Consider the following 24587-nt stretch of genomic DNA (forward strand, 5'->3'; position numbering starts at 1 on the left):
GGCGCCGCCTCAACGAACCGCGCCGACGACGGCCCAGCGGCCGTCGCGCAGTCGCAGCAGCAGGGCGACCAGCCGGATCACCACGAACAGGGTGAGCCCGGCCCAGATGCCGCCCAGCCCCAGCTCGAGCCCGTACGCCAGCCAGATCGCCGGCAGGAAGCCGCCGAGCGCCGCCACGATGGTGAGGTTGCGCAGGTAACGCACGTCGCCGGCGCCGATCAGCACGCCGTCGAGCGCGAACACCACTCCGGCCAACGGCTGCATGGCGACGAACCAGGGCCAGGCCACCATGGCCTGCTGGCGTACCTCGGGGTCGGAGCTGAACCACGACGGCACCACGCCGGCGCCGGCGGCGATCAGCAGCGCGAAGCCGACACCGCAGACACCGCCGAGCAGCCCGATCCGGCGGGCCAGCGCCCGTGCGCCCGCCTCGTCGCCGGCACCGAGCGCGGCGCCCACCAGGGACTGCGCGGCGATGGCCAGCGCGTCGAGCACCAGCGCGGTGAAGAACCAGAGTTGGAGCGCGATCTGGTGGGCGCCGACGGCGGCGGCGCCGAAGCGGGCGGCGACGGCGGTCGCGGAGAGGAAGCTGGCCTGGAACGCCACGCCGCGGATCAGCAGGTCCCGGCTGAGCACCAACTGCTGGCGGATCAGCCGGGGTCGGGGTCGCAGCGACACCCGCTCGGCGACCAGCGCGGCGGCGAAGAGCACCCCGGCGAGCGTCTGCGCGATCACGTTCGCCACGGCTGAACCCACCAGGCCGAGCCCGGCGGGATAGACCAGCAGCGGGCAGAGCAGCGCGGAGAGCAGGTTGGGGCCGAGCACGAAGACGAGCGGGCGGCGGGTGTCCTGCACGCCACGCAGCCAGCCGTTGCCGGCGGCGGCGAGCAGCAGGCCGGGAGCGCCGAGCGCCGCGATCCGAAGCCACTGCGCGGCGGCGTCGGCCACCTCGCCGCCACCTCCGGCGAGGGTACGTGCCAGCGCGCCCCCGCCGATCTGCATGCCGACGGCGACCAAGAGTCCGACGCCGAACGCCAGCCAGGACGACTGGACGCCCTCGGCCACCGCCGCGGCCCGGTCGCCGGCGCCGAAACGGCGGGCCGAACGCCCGGTGGTGCCGTACGCGACCACGGTGCCGAGCCACGCGGTGAGCGTCATGACTGTGCCGCCGACGGCGAGCGCGGCCAGCGGCACCCGGCCGAGGTGACCGACCACTGCCGTGTCGACCAGCACGTAGAGCGGTTCGGCGGCCAGCACCACGAGGGCTGGCAGGGCGAGGCCGGCGATCCGCCGGGGGGACGCGGCTAGCGTGCTGGTGTCCATCGCCGGCGATCCTGTCACGAGCTCGGTAAGGATCGCAAGGATGGCCAGCACTTACCGGCGATGGCCGGCGCTACCCCGCGGTGCGGGACCAGTGCGTGGCGCGGCCCGGACGGGACGGGGCCGATCGGGCGGTGACGCCGTGGACAGAGGTCGTCGGCGGCGTCACCGCCGGACGGGTCGGGTCACTGACGGGTGTCCATCGACGTCTGCAGCGCGCGGCGGGCCTGCTCGCGGGCGTCGTCAGTGGTCTCCGGCTTGGGCTTGTTCGGCATGGTGGCGCTCCTTCCAGGGTGCGAGCCACCGGGACGCGGCGGCCCTCACGGGCGGTCGTGCTGAGCGCCCCACGGCGGTCCGGGGTTACCGGAGCAGCCGGCTGGGCGGCGTGAGCCCGGGTCGGTCCGACCCTGGAGGGAGGCGGCACGAGGTGTGGCACCACCGCCCGTGACCTGCACCGCGACGCGGTGTCGGCCGTCTCCCAAGCTATCGTTCAGGTCCACATACTGCTTCGGGTTCCCGCCATCTGGACAGCCCGGAACCCGGCTCAGCGGGCTAGGAAGTGCCAGCCCAGCCACCACCAGAAGCCGAACAGACCGATCCGGCCCACCGGCACCGGGCCGACCTCGTAGCGCATCACGTACGCGCAGACCTCGCCCAGCGTGGGGATCCTGGAGCCCTCCCGCCGGGCCAACCACTCGACCAGGCCGAAGAGGGCCAGCGCGGTGAGGAAGCCGCCGATCGCGAGCGCCCGCATCATCGCCGCACCAACCCCCAGAACGCGCCCAGCCAGGCGAACCAGGCCGCCGACCGGGTCAGCTGGTCCTCCAGCAGGGGATCGGCCAGCCGGGAGAAGGTGGGGAAGTCGTCGCCCACCGCCAGCACGAAGGTGACGCCTTCGAAGACGCCGAAGACCACGACCGGCAACGCCCACCAGGCCGCGCCCGCGCCCAGCCGGCGCGGCGCCGGACGACGGGGCACCCGGTTGCTCAGACCGAGCCAGATCAGCACCCCGCCGGTGCCGAGGGTGTAGAGGTTGGCCTCGGTGGAGAACGACGCGAACCGGCCACCGACGAGCGACAGGCAGACCAGGACCGGTACGGAGACGGCAGGCCGGTCCCAGGCGCGGGGGGCTTCCATGGTGAGGTCGTGCGGCTGCTCCATCCCGCAATTCTTCCCGGTCCAACCAAACGCGGGAAGACCAACACTCCCCGGAGTTGACCCTGATCTCCCCCTGGACAGCGGGCGGTGGTGGGGCCGCGCACCGGGTGTGCGACACCCGGCGGCGCAGGGTGCCCCGGTCAGTCGCCGGCGCGGATCAGTGCCGCGTCCAACTGGCCGCGGATCGCCTCGACCACCTGCTCCACTGTGCCCCGACCGGTGAACCCGGCCGCGAACCGGTGGCCACCACCGCCCAGCTCGACCGCCACCCGGCTGACGTCGACCGCGCCCTTGCTGCGCATCGACACGGCCCACTCGCCGGGCGTGGTCTGCTTCAGCACGCAGCTCACGTCCGCCTCGGCGGTGCACCGCACCGAGTCGATCAAGGCCTCCAGCACGTACGGCCGCTGGTCGTGACGGGCCAGGTCGTCCAGGGTGGCGAAGGTCCACACCAGGCCCCGGCCGTCGGCCTCGGCCGGCTCCAGCCGGGCCCGGCCCAGCACCTCGCCGAAGAGCCGGACCGCGCCGAAGGGGCGGGTGTCGAAGACCCGCCGGGAGATGTCACCCGGTGAGATGCCGGTGGCCAGCAGCCGCGCGGCCAGCTGGTGCACGGCCGGGGTGGTCGCCTCGAACCGGAACGAGCCGGTGTCCGTGGTCAGTGCCACGTAGAGGCACTCCGCGATGGCCCGGTCCACCACCACGCCGAGCCGGGCCAGCAGGTGCTCGGCCACCACCGAGGTCGCCGCGGCGGCCGGGTCGACCAGGTTGACCGTGCCGAAACCGGTGTTTGAGGCGTGGTGGTCGAGCACCAGCGCGGCGCCCGCGGACGACAACCGCCCGACCAGCTCACCGAGGCGCGACTCGCTCGCCGCGTCGAAGCAGATCACCAGGTCCGGGTCGGGATCCGCGGCGCTGGCCGGGACGAGCAGGTCCAACCCGGGCATTCCGCGGAACGGCTCGGGCACCTCCGGCGGCCCGGGAAAGGTCGCCTGCAGGTGCGGTACGCCGAGCTGACGCAGGCCCAGGCCGAAGCCGAGCATGCTGCCCAGCGCGTCGCCGTCCGGGTTGACGTGACAGATCAGCAGCACCCGGCCGGTCGGCGGAAGGGCGCGCACCAGCGCCTCGGCCGCCGCCCAGTCCGCCTGGGTGGGGCCGGCACCGACCGCCGTGGCGAGTTGGGGACCGGCGGAGCCGGTCACCGCGCTTCCCCACCCCGGGGGTTCTCCGGGACCTCGGTGCGCTCGTCAGTCTCGTCGGTCTCGTCCGACTCCTCGTCGACCCGGTACGGCTGCGCCTCGCCCGCGTACTTCGCCTGGGCGGCGAGCCGCTGCACCTCGGCGTCCGCGTTGCGGGCCGCGGCGAGCAGGTCGTCGATGTGCTTCACCTGATCCTGCACGTCGTCGAGGACGAAGGTGAGAGTCGGCGAGTGCCGCAGCCCCAGCGCCTTGCCGACGGTGCTGCGCAGCAGCCCCTTGGCGCTCTCCAGCGCCGCCGCGGTGTCCGCCTGGGCCACCGCGTCCCCGAGCACCGTGTAGAAGACCGTCGCGTCGCGCAGGTCCGCCGTGATCCGGGCGTCGGTGATCGTGATCATGCCGAGCCGCGGGTCCTTGATCTGGCTCCGCACCACCGACGCGACCAGCTCACGCACCCGTTCCGCGTGCCGGCGTACCTTGGCCGGATCAGACATCTCGCCACCTCCACGGCGTCCTGCTCCCGGCCGACACGGCGACCCGCGGGCCGCCGGCCGACCGGCCAACATCTCGAACATTACCTTCGCGACCGGCCGGGCCGCCCGGCGCAGCCGGCACCCTGGTCAGTCGTCCTCCGCGCCGTACAACCGGCGCCGGACCGACAGCAGCTCGACCTCGGGGCGACCGGCTACCAGGTGCTCGCAGGAATCCAGCACCTCGCGGACGTGCGCCGCCTCGGCGGCCACCACGGCCACCGCTATCTGCGCTCGACCGTGCAGGTCGAGCGCTCCCACCTCGGCGGCCGACACCTCGAAGCGGCGCAGCGCCGCCACGATCGGCCGTACATATGATCTCTTGGCTTTGAGCGACCGGGAGTCGCCCGGCAGCAGCAGGTCGAAGACCGCGGTTCCGGTGAACATCGCCCCGGACGATACCGCCAACCCGCCCGGCATGATCAAGGGGTTTACGCCGAGCGGCGTAAACCCCTTGATCAGCGTGTCACTGCCGGATCAGGCGCGAACCTTCTCCCGCATCTCGAAGGTCTCGATGATGTCGCCGACCTGGACGTTGTTGTAACCACCCAGGGTCAGACCACACTCGAAGCCCTCGCGGACCTCCGTGGCGTCGTCCTTGAACCGCTTGAGCGAGGTGATCGTGAGGTTGTCCGCCACGACCGTCCCGTCCCGAAGCAGGCGCGCCTTCGCGTTGCGCCGGATGATGCCCGACCGGACGATACAACCGGAGATGTTGCCGATCTTGGACGAGCGGAAGACGTCGCGGATCTCCGCGCTGCCGAGCTCGACCTCCTCGTACTCCGGCTTGAGCAGGCCCTTGAGCGCCGCCTCGATCTCCTCGATGGCCTGGTAGATGACGGTGTAGTACCGGATCTCCACGCCCTCGCGGTCGGCTATCTCACGGACCTTGTTCGAGGCCCGCACGTTGAAGCCGATGATCGTGACCGGCTCGGACGAGGCGCTCGCGAGCATGACGTTGCTCTCGGTGATCGCGCCGACGCCCCGGTCGAGGACCTTGAGCTGGACCTCCTCGGGAATGTCGAGGCTGAACAGCGCGTCCTCCAGGGCCTCCACCGAACCGGAGCCATCGCCCTTGAGGATGAGGTTGAGCGACGTCTTCTCGCCCTCCTTGAGCTGCTCCATGAGCGTCTCGAGGGTGGCCCGACCACGGGAGTTGGCGAATGCCGCCGCCCGCCGCCGCGCCTGGCGCTGCTCGGCGATCTGCCGCACCGTACGGTCGTCCGCCGCGGCGAGGAACGTGTCACCCGCGCCGGGCGGCGCGGTCAGACCCAGGACCATGACCGGACGCGCCGGCCCGGCCTCGGCGACCTGGTTGCCGTTCTCGTCGAGCATGGCCCGGACCCGGCCGTGCGCCCCACCGGCGACGATCGAGTCGCCCGCCCGCAGGGTGCCCTTCTGCACCAGCACCGTCGCCACCGCACCGCGGCCCTTGTCCAGGTGCGCCTCGATGGCCACACCCTGCGCCGGCCCGTCGATCGGAGCGGTCAGCTCCAGCGACGCGTCGGCGGTCAGCAGGACAGCCTCGAGCAGTTCCTCGATGCCGATGCCCGGCTTCGCGGCCACGTTGACGAACATGGTCTCGCCGCCGTACTCCTCGGCGACCAGGCCGTACTCGGTCAGCTGCTGGCGAACCTTGTCCGGGTTGGCCTCCGGCTTGTCGACCTTGTTGACCGCGACCACGATCGGCACGTCGGCCGCCTTGGCGTGGTTCAACGCCTCGATCGTCTGGGGCATCACGCCGTCGTCGGCCGCGACCACCAGGATCACGATGTCCGTCACCTGCGCACCACGAGCACGCATGGCGGTGAACGCCTCGTGACCCGGGGTGTCGATGAAGGTCACCGCGCGGTCCACGCCGTCGTGCGGCACGTGGACCTGGTAGGCACCGATGTGCTGGGTGATGCCACCGGCCTCGCCGGCCACGACGTTCGCCTTGCGGATCGCGTCGAGCAGCTTGGTCTTACCGTGGTCGACGTGACCCATGACGGTCACCACCGGCGCACGGCTGACCAGACGCTCCTCAGCCACCTCCGCGTCGAGGTCGATGTTGAACTGCGCGAGCAGCTCGCGGTCCTCGTCCTCCGGGCTGACGATCTGGATGTCGAATCCGAGGTGCTCACCCAGCAGCTGCAGGGTGTCGTCAGAGCAGGACTGGGTCGCGGTGACCATCTCGCCCAGGTTGAACATCTCCTGGACCAGCGAACCCGGGTTGGCGTTGATCTTGTCGGCGAAGTCCGACAGCGAAGCGCCACGGGAGAGCCGGACGACCTGACCCTGACCCCGGGGGGCACCCGAGCTCATGGTCGGGGCCGACAGGTTGTCGAACTCCTGTCTGCGCTGCTTCTTGGACTTGCGACCGCGCGTCGGCCGGCCACCCGGACGCCCGAAGGCACCCGCGGCGCCACCGCCACGGCCACGACCGCCCGCACCCGGACGACCGCCACCACCGGCCGGAGCACCCGGACGGAAACCGCCACCGGGAGCACCGCCACCGCCGCCGGGACCGCCACGGTAGCCACCGCCACCGCCGGCACCCGCGCCGCCACCGGGGCCGCCGCGGTAACCGCCACCGCCACCGGCGCCACCGCCGGGACCGCCACGGAAGCCGCCGCCACCGCCGCCGGGACGACCTGCGCCGCCACCGGGACGACCTGCGCCACCACCGGGGCCGGGGCGACCGGCAGCCGGACGCTGGCTCGGCATGGACGCCGGGCTCGGACGCGGCGGCATGGACGCCGGGCTCGGCCGCGGCGGCATGCCCGCCGGGCTGTTGGGCCGCGGGCCACCCGCGCCGGCCGCCGGCGGCCGCTGCTGGCCACCCTGGATGCCGAACGGGTTGTTACCGGCACCGCGCGCCGGCGGGCGACCGCCCGGCCGGGCACCCGGACCCGGAGCCGGCGTGCCCGGACGGGCTGCCGGCGAACCGGGACGGGGCGGCATCGCCGTGGGACCCGGCCGAGGGCCGGGGCCGGGACGGTTGCCGTCGGCCGGAGGCTCCCGGCGGACGTTGTCCCGCTGCTGCTGGCGAGCGGCCTGCGCGGCCTTGACCGCGGCCTCCTGCTCGGCCTTCAGCGCGGCGGCACGCGCCTCCGCGGCCGCCACCTCGATGTCGTGGGCACTCGCCGGCTTGGCGACCGGGGCCGGGGCCGCGGGCTGCGGCGCACCAGGCACCGGACCCTTCGGCTTCGGACCCGGGGCCGGCGCGGCCGGCCGCCGAGGCGGCATCGGCTTGGCCGAGACCCGAGGCGCGCCCGGGGTCGGGGACGGCGTCGGGGTCGAAGCCGGCGTCGGCGCGGGCGCCGACGGGGCGGCCGGCGCCGGAGCACCGGCGGACGCGACGAATGCGTTACGCAGCCGCCGGGCGACGGGCGCCTCGACGGTGCTGGACGCGGACTTCACGAACTCGCCCATTTCCTTCAGCTTGGCGAGAACGGTCTTACTCTCGACCCCGAGCTCTTTTGCAAGCTCGTGTACGCGGGCCTTGCCTGCCACTGCACTCCTCACTCCGAGGTCGTGCGGGCAGCACCCGCAGCGACCTCACTCGTGCACTTGAAGCCTGGTCATTTCAGGGACTTCATCGTGTGCTCATGTCGGTCGTCCTACCCTGCTAGCGACCCTCGCCCGGTCGGGCTGACCGGACGTAGTGGTTGGCGCATCGACGTGCTCCGCCAGCACACCGTGGTCAAGGACCTCGGTGATGCGCAGCGCACGCCCGAAAGCGCGGCGCCGCACCGCCAGCGCGAAGCAGGCCGGATCCGGGTGCATGTTCGCTCCCCGACCCGGCAGCCTGCGGAGCGGATCAGGCCGGAGACTGTAACCAGCCTCGTCCCTGACCGCGACGATCCGCAGCAATTCGCTGGCCGGCGCACGTTGCCGGCAACCCACACAGGTGCGCTCCGGCTGCGCGCGTCGTACCACTGGAGGAAGTCTACCCCTAGCTGCCCGAGATCGCGCCGCCCGGTTCCGGCACGTGATCAGCTGCCCCGCGGGCAGCCGGGCTGGTCTGCTCCGCATCGGACCGAATGTCGATCCGCCAACCGGTCAATCGGGCCGCGAGGCGGGCATTCTGCCCCTCCCGCCCGATGGCGAGAGAAAGCTGGAAGTCCGGAACGGTCACCCGGGCGGCCCGCGCGGCCAGATCCACCACCTCCACCCGCAGCGCCTTGGCCGGCGACAACGCGTTGCCGACGAAGGTGGCCGGGTCGTCCGACCAGTCGATGATGTCGATCTTCTCTCCGTGCAGCTCGCTCATCACCGCGCGCACCCGCTGGCCCATCGGGCCGATGCAGGCGCCCTTGGCGTTCACCCCGGGGGTGGTGGAGCGTACGGCGATCTTCGTACGGTGACCTGCCTCACGGGCGATCGCGCCGATCTCCACTGTGCCGTCGGCGATCTCCGGCACCTCCAGCGCGAACAGCTTCTTGACCAGCGCCGGGTGCGACCGGGACAGGGTGATCTGCGGCCCGCGCATGCCCTTGGCCACGTGCACCACAACGCAGCGGATCCGCTCGCCGTGCGCGTACCGCTCGCCGGGCACCTGCTCGGACTGCGGCAGCACACCCTCCAGCTTGCCCAGGTCGACGCTGACGATGCCCTTCTCGGTCCGCGTCTCGTGCGCCTGCACCACGCCGGTGACGAGGTCACCCTCGCGGCCGACGTACTCGCCGAAGTGCACCTCGTCGGTGGCCTCCCGCAGCCGCTGGAGGATCACCTGCTTGGCGGTCATGGCGGCGATCCGGCCGAAGTCGTGCGGGGTGTCGTCCCACTCCCGCACCAGGGTGCCGTCCTCGTCCATCTCCTGCGCGTACACCAGGGCGGCGCCGGACTTGCGGTCGATCTCCACCCGGGCGTGCGGCTCGGCACCGTCGGTGTGCCGGTACGCGGTCAGCAACGCGGTCTCGATCGCCGCGAGAATCGTGTCGAACGGGATCTCCCGCTCGCGCTCGAGTGCGCGCAGCGCCGCGAGGTCGATGTTCACCTCTCCTCGTCCTCCACATCATCTTCGTCGTCGATGTCGTCTGAATCGTCGAACTCGTCGGTCTCGTCCGGCTCGCCCAGCTCGGCGAGCCTGGTGAACTCGACCTGCACCCGGCCCGGCCCCAGCTGGGCGTACGCCCAGGTGGCCCGGCCGTCGTCGGTCTCCAGCTGCACGCCCTCGTCGTCGGCGCCGACCACCCGGCCGGTCAGCTGACGATCCCCGGCGGGCTGCTCACCGCGCGGGCCGGGCAGCCCGGCCGCGCTCCGGACGGTGACCTTCACCAGCCGTCCCACGTTTCGCCGCCAGTGCCGTGCAAGGGTGAGCGGCCGGTCCACACCCGGCGAGCTGACCTCCAGCTGGTACTCCCCGGCGACGATGTCGCCGCCGGTCTCCTCGGCGGCGTCCAGCGCGGCCGAGACGGCGCGGGAGACGTCCGCGACGGCGTCCAGGTCGATCCCGCCGTCGGCGTCCACGATCACCCGCACCACGTGCCGCCGGCCGGCCCGGGAGACGGAGAGGTCCTCCAGGTCGTAGCCGACGCCGTTGACCACCGGCTCGATCACAGCCCGCAACCGGGTACGCCGCGCGGCGAGATCACCGCCGCGGGGGCCCGCGCCGTCGCGGGGTCGACCTGTCGACCTGGTGGCACGGCCACGCTGCGTCATCTCCGCACCCTTTCCCTGGTCGACGGTCCGGGTCGTCCCGCCATGCCGGCACGCCACCGGAGCGGACGCGCCGGTGGCTGCGCAGAGCGTAACGCGCCTGCCCGTCGGCGGGCCGGGCGGCGCACCGACGCCGGTGGCCCCCGGAGCGGCGCGGATGGTGTTGACTTGCCCGGTGGGGATCGGCAGAACGACACAGCGCGACCAGGCATCCGGGCATTCCCGGCGAAAGCTCCTGCGTACCGGGGTGCTGCTGGCGCTCGGCGGCGCCGCTGCGCCGCTGACCGGCTGTGATCTTTTCGACCGTGACGACGAGCCGGCGCCGCCACCGGACCCGCTGCGGCCGATGGTGGACGAGTCACTCGGGCTGGCGGCGGCACACCGGGCGAGCGCCGCGGCGCACCCGGAGCTGGCCGACCGGCTCGACCCGATCGCGGAGGCGCACACCGCGCACGCCACCGAGCTGGCCCGGGTGCTCGGGGTCGCGTTGCCGTCGGCGCCCGCCGCGGACCCGACCAGCGCCCCGGCGACCGACCCGGCCGGCGCGCTGGCCGCCCTGCGGACGCTGGAGAAGACCGGCCAGCGGTCCGCCACCCGCGCCTGCGCCGCCGCCCCGGCGGAACGGGCGGCGCTGCTCGGGTCGATCGCCGCCGCTCGGGCAACCCACCAGGAGGCACTGAAGTGAGGCAGCCGTCCGTCGGCGAGGCGCTCGCCGCCGCCCTCTCCGCCGAGTACGCCGCCATCTACGCCTACGGGCGGATCGGCGTCCGGCTCACCGGGGCGGCCCGGGACGCCGCGCACCAGGCCGAGGCCGCGCACCGACGCCGGCGCGACGCGCTGGTGGTGCAGCTCAGCACCGCCGGCAGCACAGTGCCGCCGGACCGGGCCGGCTACGCGCTGCCGTTCCCGGTCACCGACCGGGCGAGCGCGTTGCGCCTGGCCGTCGAGGTCGAGGAGCGCACCGCGGCGCACTGGCGGGCCGCGCTGGCCTCCACCACCGGCGCCGACCGGGACCAGGCGCTGGCCGCCCTGGTCGAGTACGCCGTGCGCGCCACGAGGTGGCGAAAGACCGCCGGAATCACCCCGCCGACTGTCGCGTTTCCCGGCCGCCCCACCTGAACGGGTTCGCCGCGGTTGCGGAGCGCATACCAGGTATGCATACTCCGTTGCCATGTCCATCCGTCACGGGTTGCTCGCCCTGCTCGAACGCGGCCAGATGTACGGCTACCAGCTGCGGGCCGCGTTCGAGGAGTCGACCGGCTCGACCTGGCCGCTGAACATCGGGCAGGTCTACACCACGCTGTCCCGTCTGGAACGGGACGGTCTGGTGCGCCCGCTGCCGGAGAGCGAGGCCGGGCAACGGCCGTACGAGATCACTGATGCCGGACGTGCGGACCTGGCGCTGTGGTTCGCCACCCCGGTCAGCCGTACCGACCGTCCCCGCGACGAGCTGGCGATCAAGCTGGCGCTGGCGCTGACCACGCCCGGCGTGGACGTCCGATCGGTGGTGCAGGCCCAGCGCAGCGCGACGATGCGGGCTCTGCAGGAGTTGACCCGGTTGAAGTACGGCAGCGACCGGCCGGAGGACCTGCCCTGGCGGCTGGTGCTGGACTCCATGGTGTTCCAGGCCGAGGCGGAGGTGCGCTGGCTGGACCACTGCGAGACGAGTCTGGTGCGACACCGACCCGGGGCTCCCGGGCCACCCGTGCCCAGACCGGGCGACGCCGACGCGTCCGACGCGGCGCGGTGGGCCGACGAGGAGGCGCGACGGTGAGCGGGGCGGACGACGCGGTGCTGGAGCTACGCGCCGTCCACCGCACCCACGGGGCCGGCCCCGCCGCGGTGCACGCCCTGCGCGGCGTCAGCCTGGTCGTCCGGCCGGGTGAGCTGGTCGCCGTGATGGGTCCGTCCGGCTCGGGCAAGTCGACGCTGCTCTCCCTCGCCGGTGGGCTGGACCGACCGACCGGCGGCGAGGTCCGGGTCGAGGGGCAGCCGTTGGGGGCCTTGGACCGCAGGGGGCTCGCCCAGCTGCGCCGCCGCCGGATCGGCTACATCTTCCAGCAGCTCAACCTGCTGGGCAGCCTCAGCGCGGTGGAGAACGTCGCGCTCCCGCTGGAGCTCGACGGCACCGGCGGGCGCCGGGCCCGCGCGGCGGCCCTGGCCGCGCTGGCCGAGGTGGGTTTGCCGGCGCTGGGTGACCGGTTCCCCGACCAGCTCTCCGGCGGCCAGCAGCAGCGGGTGGCCATCGCCCGGGCACTGGTCGGTGAGCGGCGACTGGTGCTCGCCGACGAGCCGACCGGGGCGTTGGACTCGCAGACCGGCGAGGCCGTGCTGCACCTGCTGCGCCGCCGGATCGACGCGGGCGCCGCCGGCATCCTGGTCACCCACGAGGCGCGGCACGCCGGCTGGGCCGACCGGGTGGTGTTCCTGCGCGACGGGGTGCTTGTCGACACGACTGCGCCGCTGGGCAGCGTCGAGCAACTGCTGTCCGGCAGCGACCGGTGACCATCCGCCGGGCGCTGCTGGCCTCCGGCCGCGCCGGTGTCCCGGCGGCCGCGCCACCCACGCCACCCGGCCGACGGCGGTTGGCCGAGTTGATCGGCTCCTGGCGGGCGGCGCTGCGGATCGCCCGGCGGGAATCGCGCCGCGCGCCCCGGCGAACCGCCCTGGTGCTCGCGATGATCGCTCTGCCGGTGCTGGTACTGACCTTCCTGGCGGCGAGCTACGACATGGCCGAGCTGACCCCGCAGGAGCGGATCGACCGCCGGCTCGGTGTCGCCGACGCGGAGCTTCGCTGGCTGGCCGACACCCCGATCGGGCAGGACGAATGGGGCGACAGCTGGTATCCCCGCGAGGGTGAGGACGCGTCGGGCCGTCGGCTGGCGACCGCCTCCGAGGTGGCCGCGCTGCTGCGCCCGGGCAGCCGGGTCACCGAGGTGCGCGCCCCGCTTCCGCTGGCTGTGCACGGGCCCGAGCGCGACGAGAACGTGCAAGGACGGGTGCTGGACCTCACCGACCCGTTGGCCCGCGGGCTGGTGCGGTTCCGGGCCGGACGGGCGCCGCAGCAGCCCGGCGAGGTAGCGGTGAGCCCGGCAGCGCTCCGCCGCCTGGACCTGCACCTCGGCGCCGCCCTGGCGACCGCCGACGGGACCAGGGCGTACACCGTGGTCGGGGTGGTCGAATTCGCCGACGATCTCGGCCCGGTGGTGGCGCTGCACCCCGCTGCCGTGCCGCGAGCCGATCCGGGGCCGGGCAGCACCTGGCTGGTGGACGTGCCCGGCGGCGTCGACGCGGCGCTGGTGTCCCGACTCAACGAGCGCGGCATCCTGGTCACCCCGCGCCACCCGAGCGGCCCGGCGGTGGAACCGTCACGGCGGTCGCTCGGGCTCATCGGTCCGGCCGACGCGGCCGACCTGAGCACCGGCGTGCTGATCGCCGGCCTCGGGCTGCTGGAGGTCGTACTGCTGGTCGGGCCGGCCTTCGCGGTCGGCGTCCGCCGTCGGCGACGTGACCTCGCACTGGTCGCGGTCGCCGGAGGGGACGCGGCCCAGCTTCGTCGGGTCGTGCTCGCCGACGGCGTCGTGCTGGGCGTGCTGGGCGCCGCCGCCGGCCTGCTGCTCGGCGTCGGCGCCGCGTTCGCCGGCCGCCCGCTGGTCGAGCAGTACGTCTTCGGCGCCCGTTTCGGCGGGTACCGGTGCTGGCCGTCCGCGCTGGTCCTGCTCGGTGGGGTCGCGGTGCTGGCCGGGGTGCTCGCCGCGCTCGCGCCGGCCTGGACCGCCGCCCGGCAGGACGTCATCGCCGGGCTCGCCGGGCGACGCACCCCGCCCGCCACCCGGGCACGGTGGCTGGTCCTCGGTCTCACGCTTGTGGTCGGCGGGGCGGCGCTCGCGGCGTTCGGGGCCACCCAGACCTCACCGGCGGTGATCCTGACCGGCCTGATCCTCGGCGAACTGGGCCTGGTCTGCTGCACGCCCACCCTGATCGGTGCGCTCGCCCGACTCGGCCGGGTGCTGCCCCTGGCGCTGCGGATCGCGCTGCGCGACGCCAGCCGCAACCGGGCCGCCGCCGCGCCGGCCATCTGCGCCGTGATGGCGGCGGTGGCCAGCAGCGTGGCGCTCGGCGGGTACCTGGCCAGCGACGGGGTCCGCGAGGCGCACGCCTACCAGCCGATGCTGCCGACCGGTCACGTGCTGGTCAGCCCGACCGAGTCGACCCGGGAACCCGGACTCACGCTTGCCCAGATCACCACGGCGGCCCGGGCGCAACTGGACGCCGAGGCGGTGGCCCCGGTACACGCCGCGGTCTGCCAACCAGCGGCCGCCCCCGGCGGCTACTGCTACGTCGAGCCGGAGCTACCACCGGAGCGGGCCTGCCCGTGGCGACCCGGGGACGCCCTCTCCGAGGCGGAGCGCCGGCGGGCCCGGGCGGACCCGCGCTGCCTGGCCCCGCCCGGGGACTACTACGGCAGCTACGTGCAGCCGCTGGTGGACGACGGCAGCGCGCTGCCGCTCCTCACCGGCGCGGATCCGGCGGAGACCGGCGCCGCCACCGCCGTGCTGCGCGCCGGGGGTGCCGTGGTGACCGACCCACGCTATCTGCACGACGGTCGGGTGACCGTGCGGGTCAGCCGGGTGGAAACCGAGGCGGACGAGCCGAGGGTCAGCACCGAGGAACTGCCCGCGTACGCGCTGAGCGCGGCGGTCGGCCAGCCCAGCCTGCTGCTATCCCCGCCCGCGGCCCGACACCTCGGCCTGATCGCGTCCCCCAACGGCTGGGTGATCGCCACCCCGAAACCGCCAGACGTGCACCGGCAGGAGCGCTTCACCGCCGCCCTGCAGGCCTTCGGGACGTTCTCGTTGAGCGTGGAGCAGGGGTCCGCGCCGCGCGACAACTCACCGCTGCTCCTGTTGCTCGCGGCGGCGGCCGGGCTGATCACGGTTGGCGCGGCCGGGATAGCGACCGCGCTCGCCGCAGCCGAGGGCCGCGCCGAACTGTCCACCCTCGCGGCGGTCGGCGCCGCCCCGGCGGTACGCCGGCTGCTGGCGATCTGCCAGGCCGGGATCATCGCCGGCCTCGGCTCGGTGCTCGGCATCGTGGCCGGGCTGGGCACCGCCGCGATCGTGCTGCTCTCGGTCAACCGGCAGTACGCCACCGCCTGGCCGGTACGCGAGCCGTACCCGTTCCTGGTGCCGTGGCCGGCGCTCGGCGTCCTGGTGCTGGTGCCGATGGTGGCGATGCTCGGCGCGGGCCTGTTCACCCGCGCCCGGCTGCCGATCGAGCGGCGACTGGACTGACTGGGGCGCTCCGGCGGGCATTCGGGGGGTGCCGCCGGGGCGCGGCAGCCGGCAGACTTGTCGGCGTGTCAGTGCTGGGAACCCTCACCCGTCGAGTCGGTCACCACCGCTGGTTCGGCGCCGCCGCCCGCCTGCTGGTGCCCGCCGACCGGATCGTCGGCCGGCTCACCCGGGGCCGGGTGGTCGCGCTCGGCCTGATCCCGTCCCTGGTGATCACCACCACCGGCCGCCGCTCCGGCAGGCCGCGCAGCAATCCCCTGCTCTACGTGCCGGACGGCGACGCGTACGTGGTGATCGGCTCCAACTGGGGTCAGACCCACCAGCCCGGCTGGGCGATGAACCTGCTCGCCGATCCGGCCGCCGAGGTGGACGTGAAGGGCCGTCGGGTGCCGGTCCGCGCCGAGCCGGCCACCGGCGCGGAACGGGACCGGCTGTGGCAGCTCCTGGTGACCGAGTGGCCTGCGTACCGCACGTACGTGCAGCGGGCCGGCGGGCGGGAGATTCGCATCTTCCGGCTGATGCCGACCGGGCGCGGCGCGCCGGCCGGCCCGCCACCGGCTGGCTAGGCTGACGCTCAGTCTGGCTGGCCTGACGTTCAGTCGCGATTGCGAGAGGGGGCCCGGTGAGCGCGAGGAGTGAGCCGGTGTTGCGAGCCCCGCAGTCGCGAACGAAGGGGGCCCGGTGAGTGCGAGCATCGAACAGACCGGTGTCGACCGGGGCCGCGATGATCGACGGTGGACGGTGGCGGAACAGGTCGCCGAGGCGGCCCGGCGGCGTTTCCCGGCCGACGTGCTCGCGGTCGCTGTGCACGGGCCGCTGGCGCACGGCGACGACGACGGCGGCGGGGACCGCGAGGTGGGGATGCTGGTGGTCACCTACCGACCCGGCACCGGCCCGCCACCGGCGACCCGGCGGGTGGACGGGGTGCTGGTCGACCTGACCGTGGCCGCCGCCGACGACTACCTCGGTCAGGCCCGGGTGCTCTCCCCCCTGTGGCCGCTGACCGCCGACCGGTACGTCACCACCCGGGCTCTGCACGACCCGACCGGTTGGCTGCCGACGCTGCGCGACGAGCACCTGGGTCGGCTGGCCCGGGCCCGGCCGGCGGAGTTCAGCACCGCGGCCCGACAGGCCTGGTACCGGGGCAGCGCGGCGCATGCCCGGGCCGCCCGGCTGGCCGAGTGGTACGAGACGGACCAGGCGCTGCTGATGCTCGGCGAGGCACGGCTGGCCGCGGCCACGGTGACGGGGTTGCTGAGCCGCACCTACTTCCGGGACCCGGGTGACGCGGTGCGCCGCACCGGGCTGGCCGGCGCGGACATGACCGAGGTCGGGTTGGTGCTGGCCCGGCAGGCCGAGGAGCTCACCGCCCGTGGCCGCCCCGTCGACGGCACCGTCGACGAGCTGCTCACCGGCTGATCGGCGTCACAGCCCGCCCTGCACGCCGATCAGCGAGCCGATCAGGTAGGTGGCGGCGGCCGCAGCGGCGCCCAGCACCAGCTGGCGCAGCCCGCTGGTCCACCAGGGCCGGTTGGTGAACCGGGCCACAACCGCTCCGGCGGCGAACAGCCCGAGCCCGCCGACGGCGAGCGCCAGCCACAGCTCGGTGGCCCCGAACAGGTACGTCAGCAGCGGCACGAGCGCGCCCACCGAGAAGAACAGGAACGAGGAGATGGCAGCCGTCCATGGGCTGGGCTGGTCGTCGGGATCGACACCCAACTCCTCGCGGACGTGCACCCGTAGCGCCTCCTCGGGATCGCGCCGCACCGCTTCCGCGACCTGGGTGGCCAGGTCCCTCGGCAGGCCGCGGGCGACCCACGCGTCGGCCAGCTCGCGGGCCTCCGCCTCGGGATGCCGCTCCAGCTCCCGCCGCTCCTTGGCCACCTCGGCGGCGACCTGCTCGTTGGCCGAACGCACGCTGGTGTACTCGCCGAGCCCCATCGAGATGGCGCCGGCCACCAGGCCGGCGGTGCCGGTCAGCACGATGCTGCGCGGCGAGACTCCGCCGCCGCCGACCCCGGCGATCAGGGCGATGTTGGTGACCAGCCCGTCCATCGCGCCGAAGACGGCTGGGCGCAGCCAACCGCCGGAGACGTCCGCGTGGTGCGCCTCGCGCAGGGCCGCCGGGGTGTCGGTCACGGCAGGGTCAGGATCTCGTGGCCGTCGTCGGTCACCACGATGGTGTGCTCGAACTGCGCCGTCCACTTCCGGTCCTTGGTGACCACGGTCCACCCGTCGTCCCACATGTCGTACTGGTAGGTGCCCAGCGTGATCATCGGCTCGATGGTGAATGTCATCCCGGGCTCCATGATGTCGGTCGGCCGCGGGCTGTCGTAGTGCGGCACGTAGAGCCCGCTGTGGAAGGACTCGCCGATGCCGTGGCCGGTGAAGTCCCGGACCACGCCGTAGCCGAACCGCTTGGCGTACGACTCGATGACCCGGCCCACCACGTTGATCTGCCGGCCCGGGGCGACCGCGCGGATGCCGCGCATCATCGCCTCGTGGGTCCGCTCGACCAGCAGCCGGGCCTCCTCGCTGACCTCGCCGACGCAGAAGGTGGCGTCGGTGTCGCCGTGCACCCCGTTGATGTACGCGGTCACGTCGACGTTGATGATGTCGCCGTCCTTGAGGACTGTGGAGTCCGGGATGCCGTGGCAGATGACCTCGTTGAGGCTGGTGCAGCAGGACTTGGGGAAGCCCTTGTAGCCGAGCGTCGACGGGTACGCGTCATGGTCGCAGAGGAACTCGTGCACCACGCGGTCGATTTCGTCGGTGGTCACGCCCGGCTTGCAGTGCTCGCCGGCGAGCTGGGTCGCCTGGGCGGCCAGCCGGCTGGCGATCCGCATCTTCTCGATGGTCTCCGGCGTCTGCACGTGCGAGCCACGCCACTCCTGGGGGCGCTTCTTGCCCACGTACTCCGGTCGGGGAATGTGCGCGGGCACCTGTCGCATCGGGGAGAGCGTGCCTGGGGTCAGCGGCGGACGGACGGTCATGGCGCAAGCCTATCGCCGGACCCGCCGGTGACCCGTGCCACGGCCGGTCCGGATGGGTTGTTGCCCCGCCAGGTCGGCTGTGCCATGGTGTCTGCGTGGATCAAGGGGGAGCACCACCCGTCTTCTCCGCCAGCGCGGAGATCAACGGTGATCACCTCCACGTGGTGGTGGCCGGCGAGGTCGACATGGCGACCGCCGACACCATGCTCCAGACGGCGCTCCGCGAGCCCGCCGAGCGGATCACCCTCGACCTGAACGCGGTCACCTTCTTCGACTCGGCCGCCATCCACGCCCTGGTCCGACTCGCCCAGCAGTTTCCCGGCACGCTCACCGTGCTGCCGTCCCGGCAGGTCCGTCGGGTGCTGGACATCTCCGGCCTGGGCGAGCAGAGCTGGCTGAGCCCGGCCTGAGGGTCTGCGCTCCGCACCCCGCGGCGGGCGCAGGCCGTACGCGACGGCCGGAGCGCGTGGTCAGGCCCGCAACTGTCGGCGCAGCGTCACCTCGGTGCCCTCGTCGGTGCGCCGCACCGACAGGTCACCCAACGCCTTGATCAAAGCCAGCCCGCGCCCCCGGAACCCGGAGCCGGTCGACTCCCGCCACCGCCCGCTGTCGCGCACCGTGGCGGTCACCGTGCCGTCCTCGATGCCCACCTCCACGGTGATCATCGGCTCGGCGGGGTGGACCGGGTGCTCGATGGCGTTCGCGGCGGCCTCGGAGACCGCCACGGTCAGGTCGAAGAGGTCGGTCTCGCCGACCCCGTGCGCGACCAGGAAATCCTCCAGGCGCTTGCGCAGCACGCTCAGCCGGGTCGGGTCCGCCGGCAGCCGCAACACGAAGCGGTTCAGCTCGGCCGCCTCCAGGGCCAGCACCGCCACGTCGTCGCGGCGCGGCCGCCCGGCGACCCGCTCGACCACCGCGTCGATCAGGTCGTCCACGTGCTCGCCGGGGTTGGCCGCGTCGATGCGCAGCTGGGCCAGCGCATCGTCGATGCCGAGCTGACGGTCCTCGATCAGCCCGTCGGTGTAGAGCAGCAGCCGGCTGCCGACGGGCAGTTCCCCCTCGACCGTCCGGTACGTCGTGTCGGGGATGGCGCCGACCGGCGGGCCGAGCGCGCGGTCGTGCAGGAACGCCGCATCGCCTCCCCGGATCAGCAGTGGCGACGGGTGACCGGCGCTGGCGTACCGCAACCGGCCGGTCCGCGAGCTGAACAACAGGCAGACCACGGTCGCGAAGGAGCGGCTCTCGGTGGAGCCGACGAGCCGGTTGAGCCGGGTCAGCGACTCACCCGGGTCGAAGCCCTCCAGGACGTACGCCCGCAGCGCGTTGCGCAGCTGCCCCATCGCCGCCGCGGCCCGGACGCCCTTGCCGACGACGTCGCCGATGACCAGCACCAGCTCGTCGTCCCCAAGCGCGATCACGTCGTACCAGTCGCCCCCGACCTCGACATCGGTGGTGCCGGGCAGGTAGCGGCTGGCCACCACCGCGCCGGGCAGCTGGGGCAGCGACCGGGGCAGCAGGCTGTGCTGCAAGGTGGTGGCGATGCGGTGCTCGGCCTCGTAGAGCTGGGCGTTCTCCAGCCGCACCCCGACCAGCCGGGCCAGCTGGGTGAGGGCGGCCTCGTCGGCCCGTGCGTCGTCGCCGGGCGGCCGCCAGACCCGCAACTCGCCGAGCTGCTCGCCGGTGGTGCCGGTCAGCTCGGTCACGAAGGACGGGTCGGTCGCGATGACACCGCCGGCATCCGCCTCGGACCGGGCTCCGCTCGCGGTGACCACCACCCGGGCGCCCTCGGCGAGGGTGAGCGCGTGCCGGGCGGCGACCTGGAGCACGTCGGCGGTGGACCGGGCGGTGTTCACCGCCACGGCCGCGTCGGCCAGCGCCCGGAGCCGGCGGATGATCTGCCCACGCAGCTGACCCAGCTCGACGTTGGCCCGGACGCGGGCGATCAGCTCCTGCCCGGAGAACGGCTTGGTGAGGTAGTCGTCGGCGCCGGCGGAGAGGCCGGCCACCGCCTCCGCGGAGCCCGCCCGGGCGGAGAGCAGCACGATCGGCACGTGCCGGGTACGCGGGTCCGCGCGCAGGGCGCCGACCAGGCCGAACCCGTCCAGCCGGGGCATCATCACGTCGGCGAGCACAAGGTCGAACCCACCCTCGCGGGCCAGCGGCAGGGCCGCCAGACCATCGCTCGCGGTAACCACCTCCCAGGTCGGGGAGAGCAACCGGGTGACGTGCTCGCGCAGGTCCACGTTGTCGTCGACGACCAGGATCCGGCCGGCCGGGGCGACCTCCGCCGGCTGGCCGCCGAACTCGGGCGTCAGCTCGGCGCCGGTCCACAACGCGGTCTCCGACACGTAGAGCCGGGCCTGTTCGGGTTCGCCCGCCGGCAGCGGGCCGTACGCCACCAGCCGGTCGCCGGGCAGGTGCGCCGACCCGAACGGGACCGTCACAGTGAACGTGCTGCCCTCGTCGACCCGGCTGGTCAGCCCGACCTCGCCACCGTGCATCTCGACCAGCTCCCGGACCAGCGCCAGGCCGATCCCGGTGCCCTCGTGGGTGCGGGCGCGCACCCCGGGCACGCGGTGGAACCGCTCGAAGACGTGCTGCAGCTCGGCCGGCGCGATCCCCACGCCGGTGTCGCTCACCTCCAGCCGGGCGGCGCCGTCGACGGCCCGGACCCGGACCCGGATCTCGCCGCCGAAGGTGAACTTGACCGCGTTCGACACCAGGTTGAGGACGATCTTTTCCCACATGTCCCGGTCGACGAAGACCGGCGCCGGCAGCGGCGGGCAGTCCACCACGAGCTCCAGCCCGGCCCGGTCGGTGGCCGAGCGGAAGGTGCTGGCCAGCCGAGCGGTGTAGCCGGCCAGGTCGGTGGGCTGGTAGCGGGCGGCCAGCCGACCGGACTCCAGCCGGGAGAAGTCCAGCACGGTGTTGACCAGCTTGAGCAGGCGCAGCGCGTTGCGGTGCATCATGGTGAGCCGGTCGGTGTAGCCGGGAGGCAGCGTCGGGTCGGCCAGCAGGTCCTCCAGCGGGCCGAGCACCAGGGTCAGCGGGGTCCGGAACTCGTGGCTGACGTTGGCGAAGAAGTTGGTCTTCGCCTGGTCCAGCGCGGCCAGCTCGACGGCGCGGGCCCGTTCCTGCTCGTACGCCCGCTGCTTGGACACCGCCCGGGAGATCTGGGCGGCGACCAGGTCGAGGAAGTTTCGGTACTCGTCGTTGAGCGGCAGCCGGCGGGCCACGCCGACGACGAGAGTGCCGGCCCTCTCGCTGGTCGCCGTGAGGGGCAGCACGAGCGCCTCATCGGCCGCGTCGGCCGGCGGCGGGTCGAGCAGCCCGGCCACGTCGATCGTGGCGGGCACCCCGTCGGCGGCCACCCGGGCGAGCGCCCCGGGGTCGATGTCGACGGCGGCCCGGCCGGTGCTGACGGAGCCGGCCAGGGTGAACCGGCCGGTGTCGTCGGCCAGGTAGATCAGCGCGAACGGTACGTCGGCCCGGTGCCGACCCAGCACCTCGGCGGCGGTCCGGCCGAGTTCGGCGGCGCTGCGCACGTCGGCCAGCTCGGCGCCCAACTCGGCCAGCGCCCGCAGCCGGCGCTCGCCGAGAACCCGGCCGGTGGTCTCGTTGACGATGCAGTAGACGCCGCTGACCGAGCCGTCGGCGCCTCGGATGGGGTCGTACGAGACGTCGAAGTAGGTCTGTTCGAGAAAGCCGTGCCGGTCCAGCAGGAAGGGGTGGTCCTCGCCCCGGTAGGAGCGCCCGGTGCGCCGTACGCCTTCCAGCAGGGGACCGAGGACCTCCCAGGTCTCCGCCCAGTGCCGCGCCGCCGGTTGACCGAGCACCCCGGGGTGCTTGCCGCCGATCGTCGGGCGGTAGGCGTCGTTGTAGAAGGCGAGCTGGTCGTCGCCCCAGAACATGACGATCTGCGCGCTGGAGGCGAGCATCATTCCGACCGCGTTGGAGAGCGCCTGCGGCCAGCGGCTCGGGGCGCCCACCGGTGTCGAGGACCAGTCGAGGCTGCTCAGTCGCTCGCCCAGCTCTCCGCCAGCCGTGAACGCGGCCGCCAGCATCGGGGGGAGCTCCGCGCCGACCGCGGAGGAGTCCTCCGCGTCCGCGCTCCCCTGGCCCGAGCTCATACAGCCTCCCGCTCCGGCCGTGCCCCAGCCGTTGATCTACGCGTGCCGTGTTCCGACCTGTACCCCAGCGGACCAGCAACGTAACGCGGGAGGCCGCTCGGACGCTGGTTACGTGCGCTGGGCCCGTCGGCCACCCGACAGTGGGCGGACGCGGCGCCGGGGCGAGCCCTGGTCGAGCGCCCGGAGGCGTCAGAAGACGGGCAGCCCGTCGATGCTCGCCGCGTTCCTGGTGGCCCGGTAGTCGACCAGGTCGTCGGTGGAACGGCGGGCGTGCGAGCTGAGCAACAGGCCGCGTTCGGCGCGGTAGTCCATCAGCGGCACCGCGTACCCGCAGGAATCGCTGACCCGGTCCACCTCGACCGTGATCACGGCCCGGACGCCGTGCACGTCCGGCGGCTCGGGGAACTCGGCGAGCCGGTCGGCGAACGCCTCGTCGGTCACCGCGATGCTGCTCCCCCGGCCGTGCAGCCGGACGATCTTCGGTGGGCCGTCGAAGGCGCAGAACATCAGCGTGATCCGGCCGTTGTCCCGCAGGTGGGCGATGGTCTCCGCGCCGCTGCCGTGATAGTCCAGGTAGGACACCCGATGCGGGCCGAGGATCACGAAGGTGCCCCGCATGCCCTTCGGCGAGACGTTGACGTGCCCGTCGGCACCCGACGGCGCGGTGGCCACGAAGAAGACCGGCTGGGCCGCGATGAAGTCGCGCAGCCGACCGTCGATCTCCGGATAGACCTTGCCCATGCGCTGATCCTCCCACCGGCCACCACGGCCGGCGGCTGCGACGTACGTCACACAGCCCCGGTCTCACCGACCGCGCGGCGTCGCCGGACGCGGTGCCGGCCGGGCCGGGCGGTCGCTGGCGGGCGGTCGCTGGCGGGCGGCCCGGACCAGCGCGGCGATCGGGCGGGGATCCGGCTCGTTCTCCGGATGCCACTGCACGCCGAGTACGAACGGCCGGCCCGGATCCTCGACCGCCTCGATGACGCCGTCCGCCGCCCAGCCGCTGACCGTGAGCCGCCCGGGGTCGGCAACCGCCTGGTGGTGGTACGAGTTGACCCGGTCCACCCCGGCCAACACCGTCGCGGCCAGGCTGCCCGGCGCGAACCGCGCCGGATGCGCACCGTAGACGCCGGGCGCCGGGCGGTGCCCCTCGTGACCGACCACGTCCGGCAGGTGCTGGTGCAGGGTGCCGCCGTACGCGACGGCGAGCAGCTGCATCCCCCGGCAGACGCCCAGCACCGGCAGCTCTGCGGCGAGCGCCGCGGACAGCAGGGTCAGCTCGCCGGCGTCCCGGTCGGGCCGGTCCTCGGTCCTGGGATCGGGCAGGTGGCCGTACCGTCCCGGGCCGACGTCCGCGCCACCGGCCAACAGCAGCCCGTCCAGGACCGTCAGCACGTCGCCGTCCCCGTCGTCCGGCGGCAGCACCACCGCCCGACCGCCGGCGACGGTCACCGCCCGCACGTACGCCTCGGGCACCAGCACGGCCCGCACGCCCCGCCAGACCGCCCAGTCGACGGGCTCGACGTACGCGCTGATCCCGATCAGCGGCCGCCTCATAGTGGAGTGACGTACGCGCCGGTGATGCCTCCGTCCACCACGAACTGCGCGGCGGTCATGAACGAGGCGTCGTCGCTGGCCAGGAACGCCACCGCGGCGGCGATCTCCTCGGGTTGGCCGAACCGGCCCATCGGCACGTGCACCAGCCGGCGGGCGGCCCGCTCCGGGTCGGCGGCGAAGAGTTCCAGCAGCAGCGGGGTGGCCACCGGGCCGGGGCAGAGCGCGTTGACCCGGATGCCCTCGCGGGCGAACTGCACGCCCAGTTCCCGGGTCATCGCCAGCACGCCACCCTTGCTCGCGGTGTACGCGATCTGCGACGTCGCGGCGCCCATCAGCGCCACGAACGAGGCCGTGTTGATGATCGAACCCTTGCCCTGTCGGCGCATGTGCGGGATGGCGTACTTGCAGCAGAGGTAGACGCTCGTGGTGTTGACCCGCAGCACCCGTTCCCAGGCGTCCAGGCCGGTGGCCAGGATGGAGTCGTCGTCCGGCGGCGAGATGCCGGCGTTGTTGAACGCGATGTCGACCCGCCCGTGCCGGTCGGCCACCCCGTCGAACAGGTCACGCACCGCCGACTCGTCGGCCACGTCGGCGGCCACGAACTCGCCGCCACACTCCTCGGCGGCCCGCTTCCCGGCCGACGAGTCGATGTCCACGCAGACCACTCGGGCCCCCTCGGCGGCGAACCGCCGGACGGTGGCCAACCCGATCCCGCTGCCCGCTCCGGTGATCACGGCCACCCGGTCCTGCAACCGACCCTGCACAGGCG

Annotated in this window: 24 protein-coding genes; 8 read left to right on the plus strand and 16 right to left on the minus strand. The window is 73.7% G+C overall.

Going from position 1 to position 24587, the window contains the following annotated elements:
- Positions 1–9: 9 nt before the first annotated feature.
- From GA0070607_RS05585 to rimP, 10 genes are all read right to left on the minus strand, one after another.
- Positions 10–1323 (minus strand): MATE family efflux transporter, encoded by a 1314-nt coding sequence (locus tag GA0070607_RS05585; protein ID WP_089017210.1) that lies wholly within the window; start codon positions 1321–1323, stop codon positions 10–12.
- A gap of 541 nt (positions 1324–1864) precedes the next feature.
- A complete protein-coding gene (locus tag GA0070607_RS05590; protein ID WP_172899163.1) occupies positions 1865–2074 on the minus strand; it encodes a DUF6186 family protein in 210 nt (69 codons plus the stop codon).
- Positions 2074–2481 carry a hypothetical protein gene (locus tag GA0070607_RS05595; RefSeq protein ID WP_089017212.1) on the minus strand — a complete coding sequence of 136 codons (408 nt, stop codon included), beginning with the start codon at positions 2479–2481 and terminating at the stop codon, positions 2074–2076. Before GA0070607_RS05595 ends, GA0070607_RS05590 begins: the two co-directional genes overlap by 1 nt.
- A 137-nt stretch (positions 2482–2618) precedes the next feature.
- Positions 2619–3677, minus strand: coding sequence for a DHH family phosphoesterase (locus GA0070607_RS05600; RefSeq protein ID WP_089017213.1), 1059 nt, complete (start codon positions 3675–3677; stop codon positions 2619–2621).
- Positions 3674–4165: a 30S ribosome-binding factor RbfA gene (rbfA, locus tag GA0070607_RS05605; protein WP_089017214.1), complete on the minus strand. Its 492-nt coding sequence runs from the start codon at positions 4163–4165 to the stop codon at positions 3674–3676. The genes GA0070607_RS05600 and rbfA overlap by 4 nt, the downstream gene beginning before the upstream one ends.
- 126 nt (positions 4166–4291) lie before the next feature.
- Positions 4292–4588, minus strand: coding sequence for a DUF503 domain-containing protein (locus GA0070607_RS05610; protein WP_089017215.1), 297 nt, complete (start codon positions 4586–4588; stop codon positions 4292–4294).
- Positions 4589–4678: 90 nt separating this feature from the next.
- Positions 4679–7696 carry a translation initiation factor IF-2 gene (gene infB / locus GA0070607_RS05615; RefSeq protein ID WP_089017216.1) on the minus strand — a complete coding sequence of 1006 codons (3018 nt, stop codon included), beginning with the start codon at positions 7694–7696 and terminating at the stop codon, positions 4679–4681.
- A gap of 93 nt (positions 7697–7789) precedes the next feature.
- Positions 7790–8122, minus strand: a complete 333-nt coding sequence (locus GA0070607_RS05620; RefSeq protein WP_089017217.1) for a YlxR family protein — start codon at positions 8120–8122, stop codon at positions 7790–7792.
- A gap of 16 nt (positions 8123–8138) precedes the next feature.
- Entirely contained in the window at positions 8139–9182 is a 1044-nt protein-coding gene (gene nusA / locus GA0070607_RS05625) for a transcription termination factor NusA (protein ID WP_089017218.1), read from the minus strand.
- Entirely contained in the window at positions 9179–9847 is a 669-nt protein-coding gene (rimP, locus tag GA0070607_RS05630; RefSeq protein WP_089017219.1) for a ribosome maturation factor RimP, read from the minus strand. Before rimP ends, nusA begins: the two co-directional genes overlap by 4 nt.
- Positions 9848–10001: 154 nt before the next feature.
- Here rimP and GA0070607_RS05635 point away from each other — a divergent pair, with 154 nt between their 5' ends.
- The 7 genes from GA0070607_RS05635 (at position 10002) to GA0070607_RS05665 (ending at position 16557) form a co-directional block, all read left to right on the plus strand.
- Positions 10002–10529 (plus strand): ferritin-like domain-containing protein, encoded by a 528-nt coding sequence (locus GA0070607_RS05635; RefSeq protein WP_231930865.1) that lies wholly within the window; start codon positions 10002–10004, stop codon positions 10527–10529.
- Entirely contained in the window at positions 10526–10963 is a 438-nt protein-coding gene (locus tag GA0070607_RS05640; protein WP_089017220.1) for a ferritin-like domain-containing protein, read from the plus strand. Before GA0070607_RS05635 ends, GA0070607_RS05640 begins: the two co-directional genes overlap by 4 nt.
- A 52-nt stretch (positions 10964–11015) precedes the next feature.
- Positions 11016–11618: a PadR family transcriptional regulator gene (locus GA0070607_RS05645; protein ID WP_089017221.1), complete on the plus strand. Its 603-nt coding sequence runs from the start codon at positions 11016–11018 to the stop codon at positions 11616–11618.
- Positions 11615–12349 carry an ABC transporter ATP-binding protein gene (locus tag GA0070607_RS05650; RefSeq protein WP_089017222.1) on the plus strand — a complete coding sequence of 245 codons (735 nt, stop codon included), beginning with the start codon at positions 11615–11617 and terminating at the stop codon, positions 12347–12349. Before GA0070607_RS05645 ends, GA0070607_RS05650 begins: the two co-directional genes overlap by 4 nt.
- Entirely contained in the window at positions 12346–15138 is a 2793-nt protein-coding gene (locus GA0070607_RS05655; RefSeq protein WP_231930867.1) for an ABC transporter permease, read from the plus strand. Before GA0070607_RS05650 ends, GA0070607_RS05655 begins: the two co-directional genes overlap by 4 nt.
- Before the next feature lie 65 nt (positions 15139–15203).
- Positions 15204–15704 carry a nitroreductase/quinone reductase family protein gene (locus GA0070607_RS05660; RefSeq protein WP_089017223.1) on the plus strand — a complete coding sequence of 167 codons (501 nt, stop codon included), beginning with the start codon at positions 15204–15206 and terminating at the stop codon, positions 15702–15704.
- 115 nt (positions 15705–15819) lie between these two features.
- Complete coding sequence (locus GA0070607_RS05665) at positions 15820–16557, plus strand: hypothetical protein (RefSeq protein ID WP_089017224.1); 738 nt, start codon at positions 15820–15822, stop codon at positions 16555–16557.
- Positions 16558–16563: 6 nt separating this feature from the next.
- Here GA0070607_RS05665 and GA0070607_RS05670 read toward each other — a convergent pair whose 3' ends face one another.
- Together GA0070607_RS05670 and map are read right to left on the minus strand one after the other, a co-directional pair.
- Positions 16564–17277, minus strand: coding sequence for a VIT1/CCC1 transporter family protein (locus GA0070607_RS05670; RefSeq protein WP_089017225.1), 714 nt, complete (start codon positions 17275–17277; stop codon positions 16564–16566).
- Positions 17274–18131 carry a type I methionyl aminopeptidase gene (map, locus tag GA0070607_RS05675; RefSeq protein WP_089017226.1) on the minus strand — a complete coding sequence of 286 codons (858 nt, stop codon included), beginning with the start codon at positions 18129–18131 and terminating at the stop codon, positions 17274–17276. Before map ends, GA0070607_RS05670 begins: the two co-directional genes overlap by 4 nt.
- A gap of 95 nt (positions 18132–18226) precedes the next feature.
- Between map and GA0070607_RS05680 the strand changes: the two genes are divergently transcribed.
- Positions 18227–18541 carry an STAS domain-containing protein gene (locus GA0070607_RS05680; RefSeq protein ID WP_172898992.1) on the plus strand — a complete coding sequence of 105 codons (315 nt, stop codon included), beginning with the start codon at positions 18227–18229 and terminating at the stop codon, positions 18539–18541.
- 60 nt (positions 18542–18601) lie between these two features.
- Here GA0070607_RS05680 and GA0070607_RS05685 read toward each other — a convergent pair whose 3' ends face one another.
- From GA0070607_RS05685 to GA0070607_RS05700, 4 genes are all read right to left on the minus strand, one after another.
- A complete protein-coding gene (locus tag GA0070607_RS05685) occupies positions 18602–22261 on the minus strand; it encodes a SpoIIE family protein phosphatase (RefSeq protein WP_089017228.1) in 3660 nt (1219 codons plus the stop codon).
- A gap of 189 nt (positions 22262–22450) precedes the next feature.
- Positions 22451–23002 (minus strand): pyridoxamine 5'-phosphate oxidase family protein, encoded by a 552-nt coding sequence (locus GA0070607_RS05690; RefSeq protein ID WP_089017229.1) that lies wholly within the window; start codon positions 23000–23002, stop codon positions 22451–22453.
- A gap of 63 nt (positions 23003–23065) precedes the next feature.
- Complete coding sequence (locus GA0070607_RS05695; protein ID WP_089017230.1) at positions 23066–23818, minus strand: gamma-glutamyl-gamma-aminobutyrate hydrolase family protein; 753 nt, start codon at positions 23816–23818, stop codon at positions 23066–23068.
- Entirely contained in the window at positions 23815–24582 is a 768-nt protein-coding gene (locus GA0070607_RS05700; RefSeq protein ID WP_089017231.1) for a 3-oxoacyl-ACP reductase, read from the minus strand. Before GA0070607_RS05700 ends, GA0070607_RS05695 begins: the two co-directional genes overlap by 4 nt.
- Positions 24583–24587: the final 5 nt, after the last annotated feature.

It is taken from the genome of Micromonospora coriariae, from assembly GCF_900091455.1.
Lineage (GTDB): Bacteria > Actinomycetota > Actinomycetes > Mycobacteriales > Micromonosporaceae > Micromonospora > Micromonospora coriariae.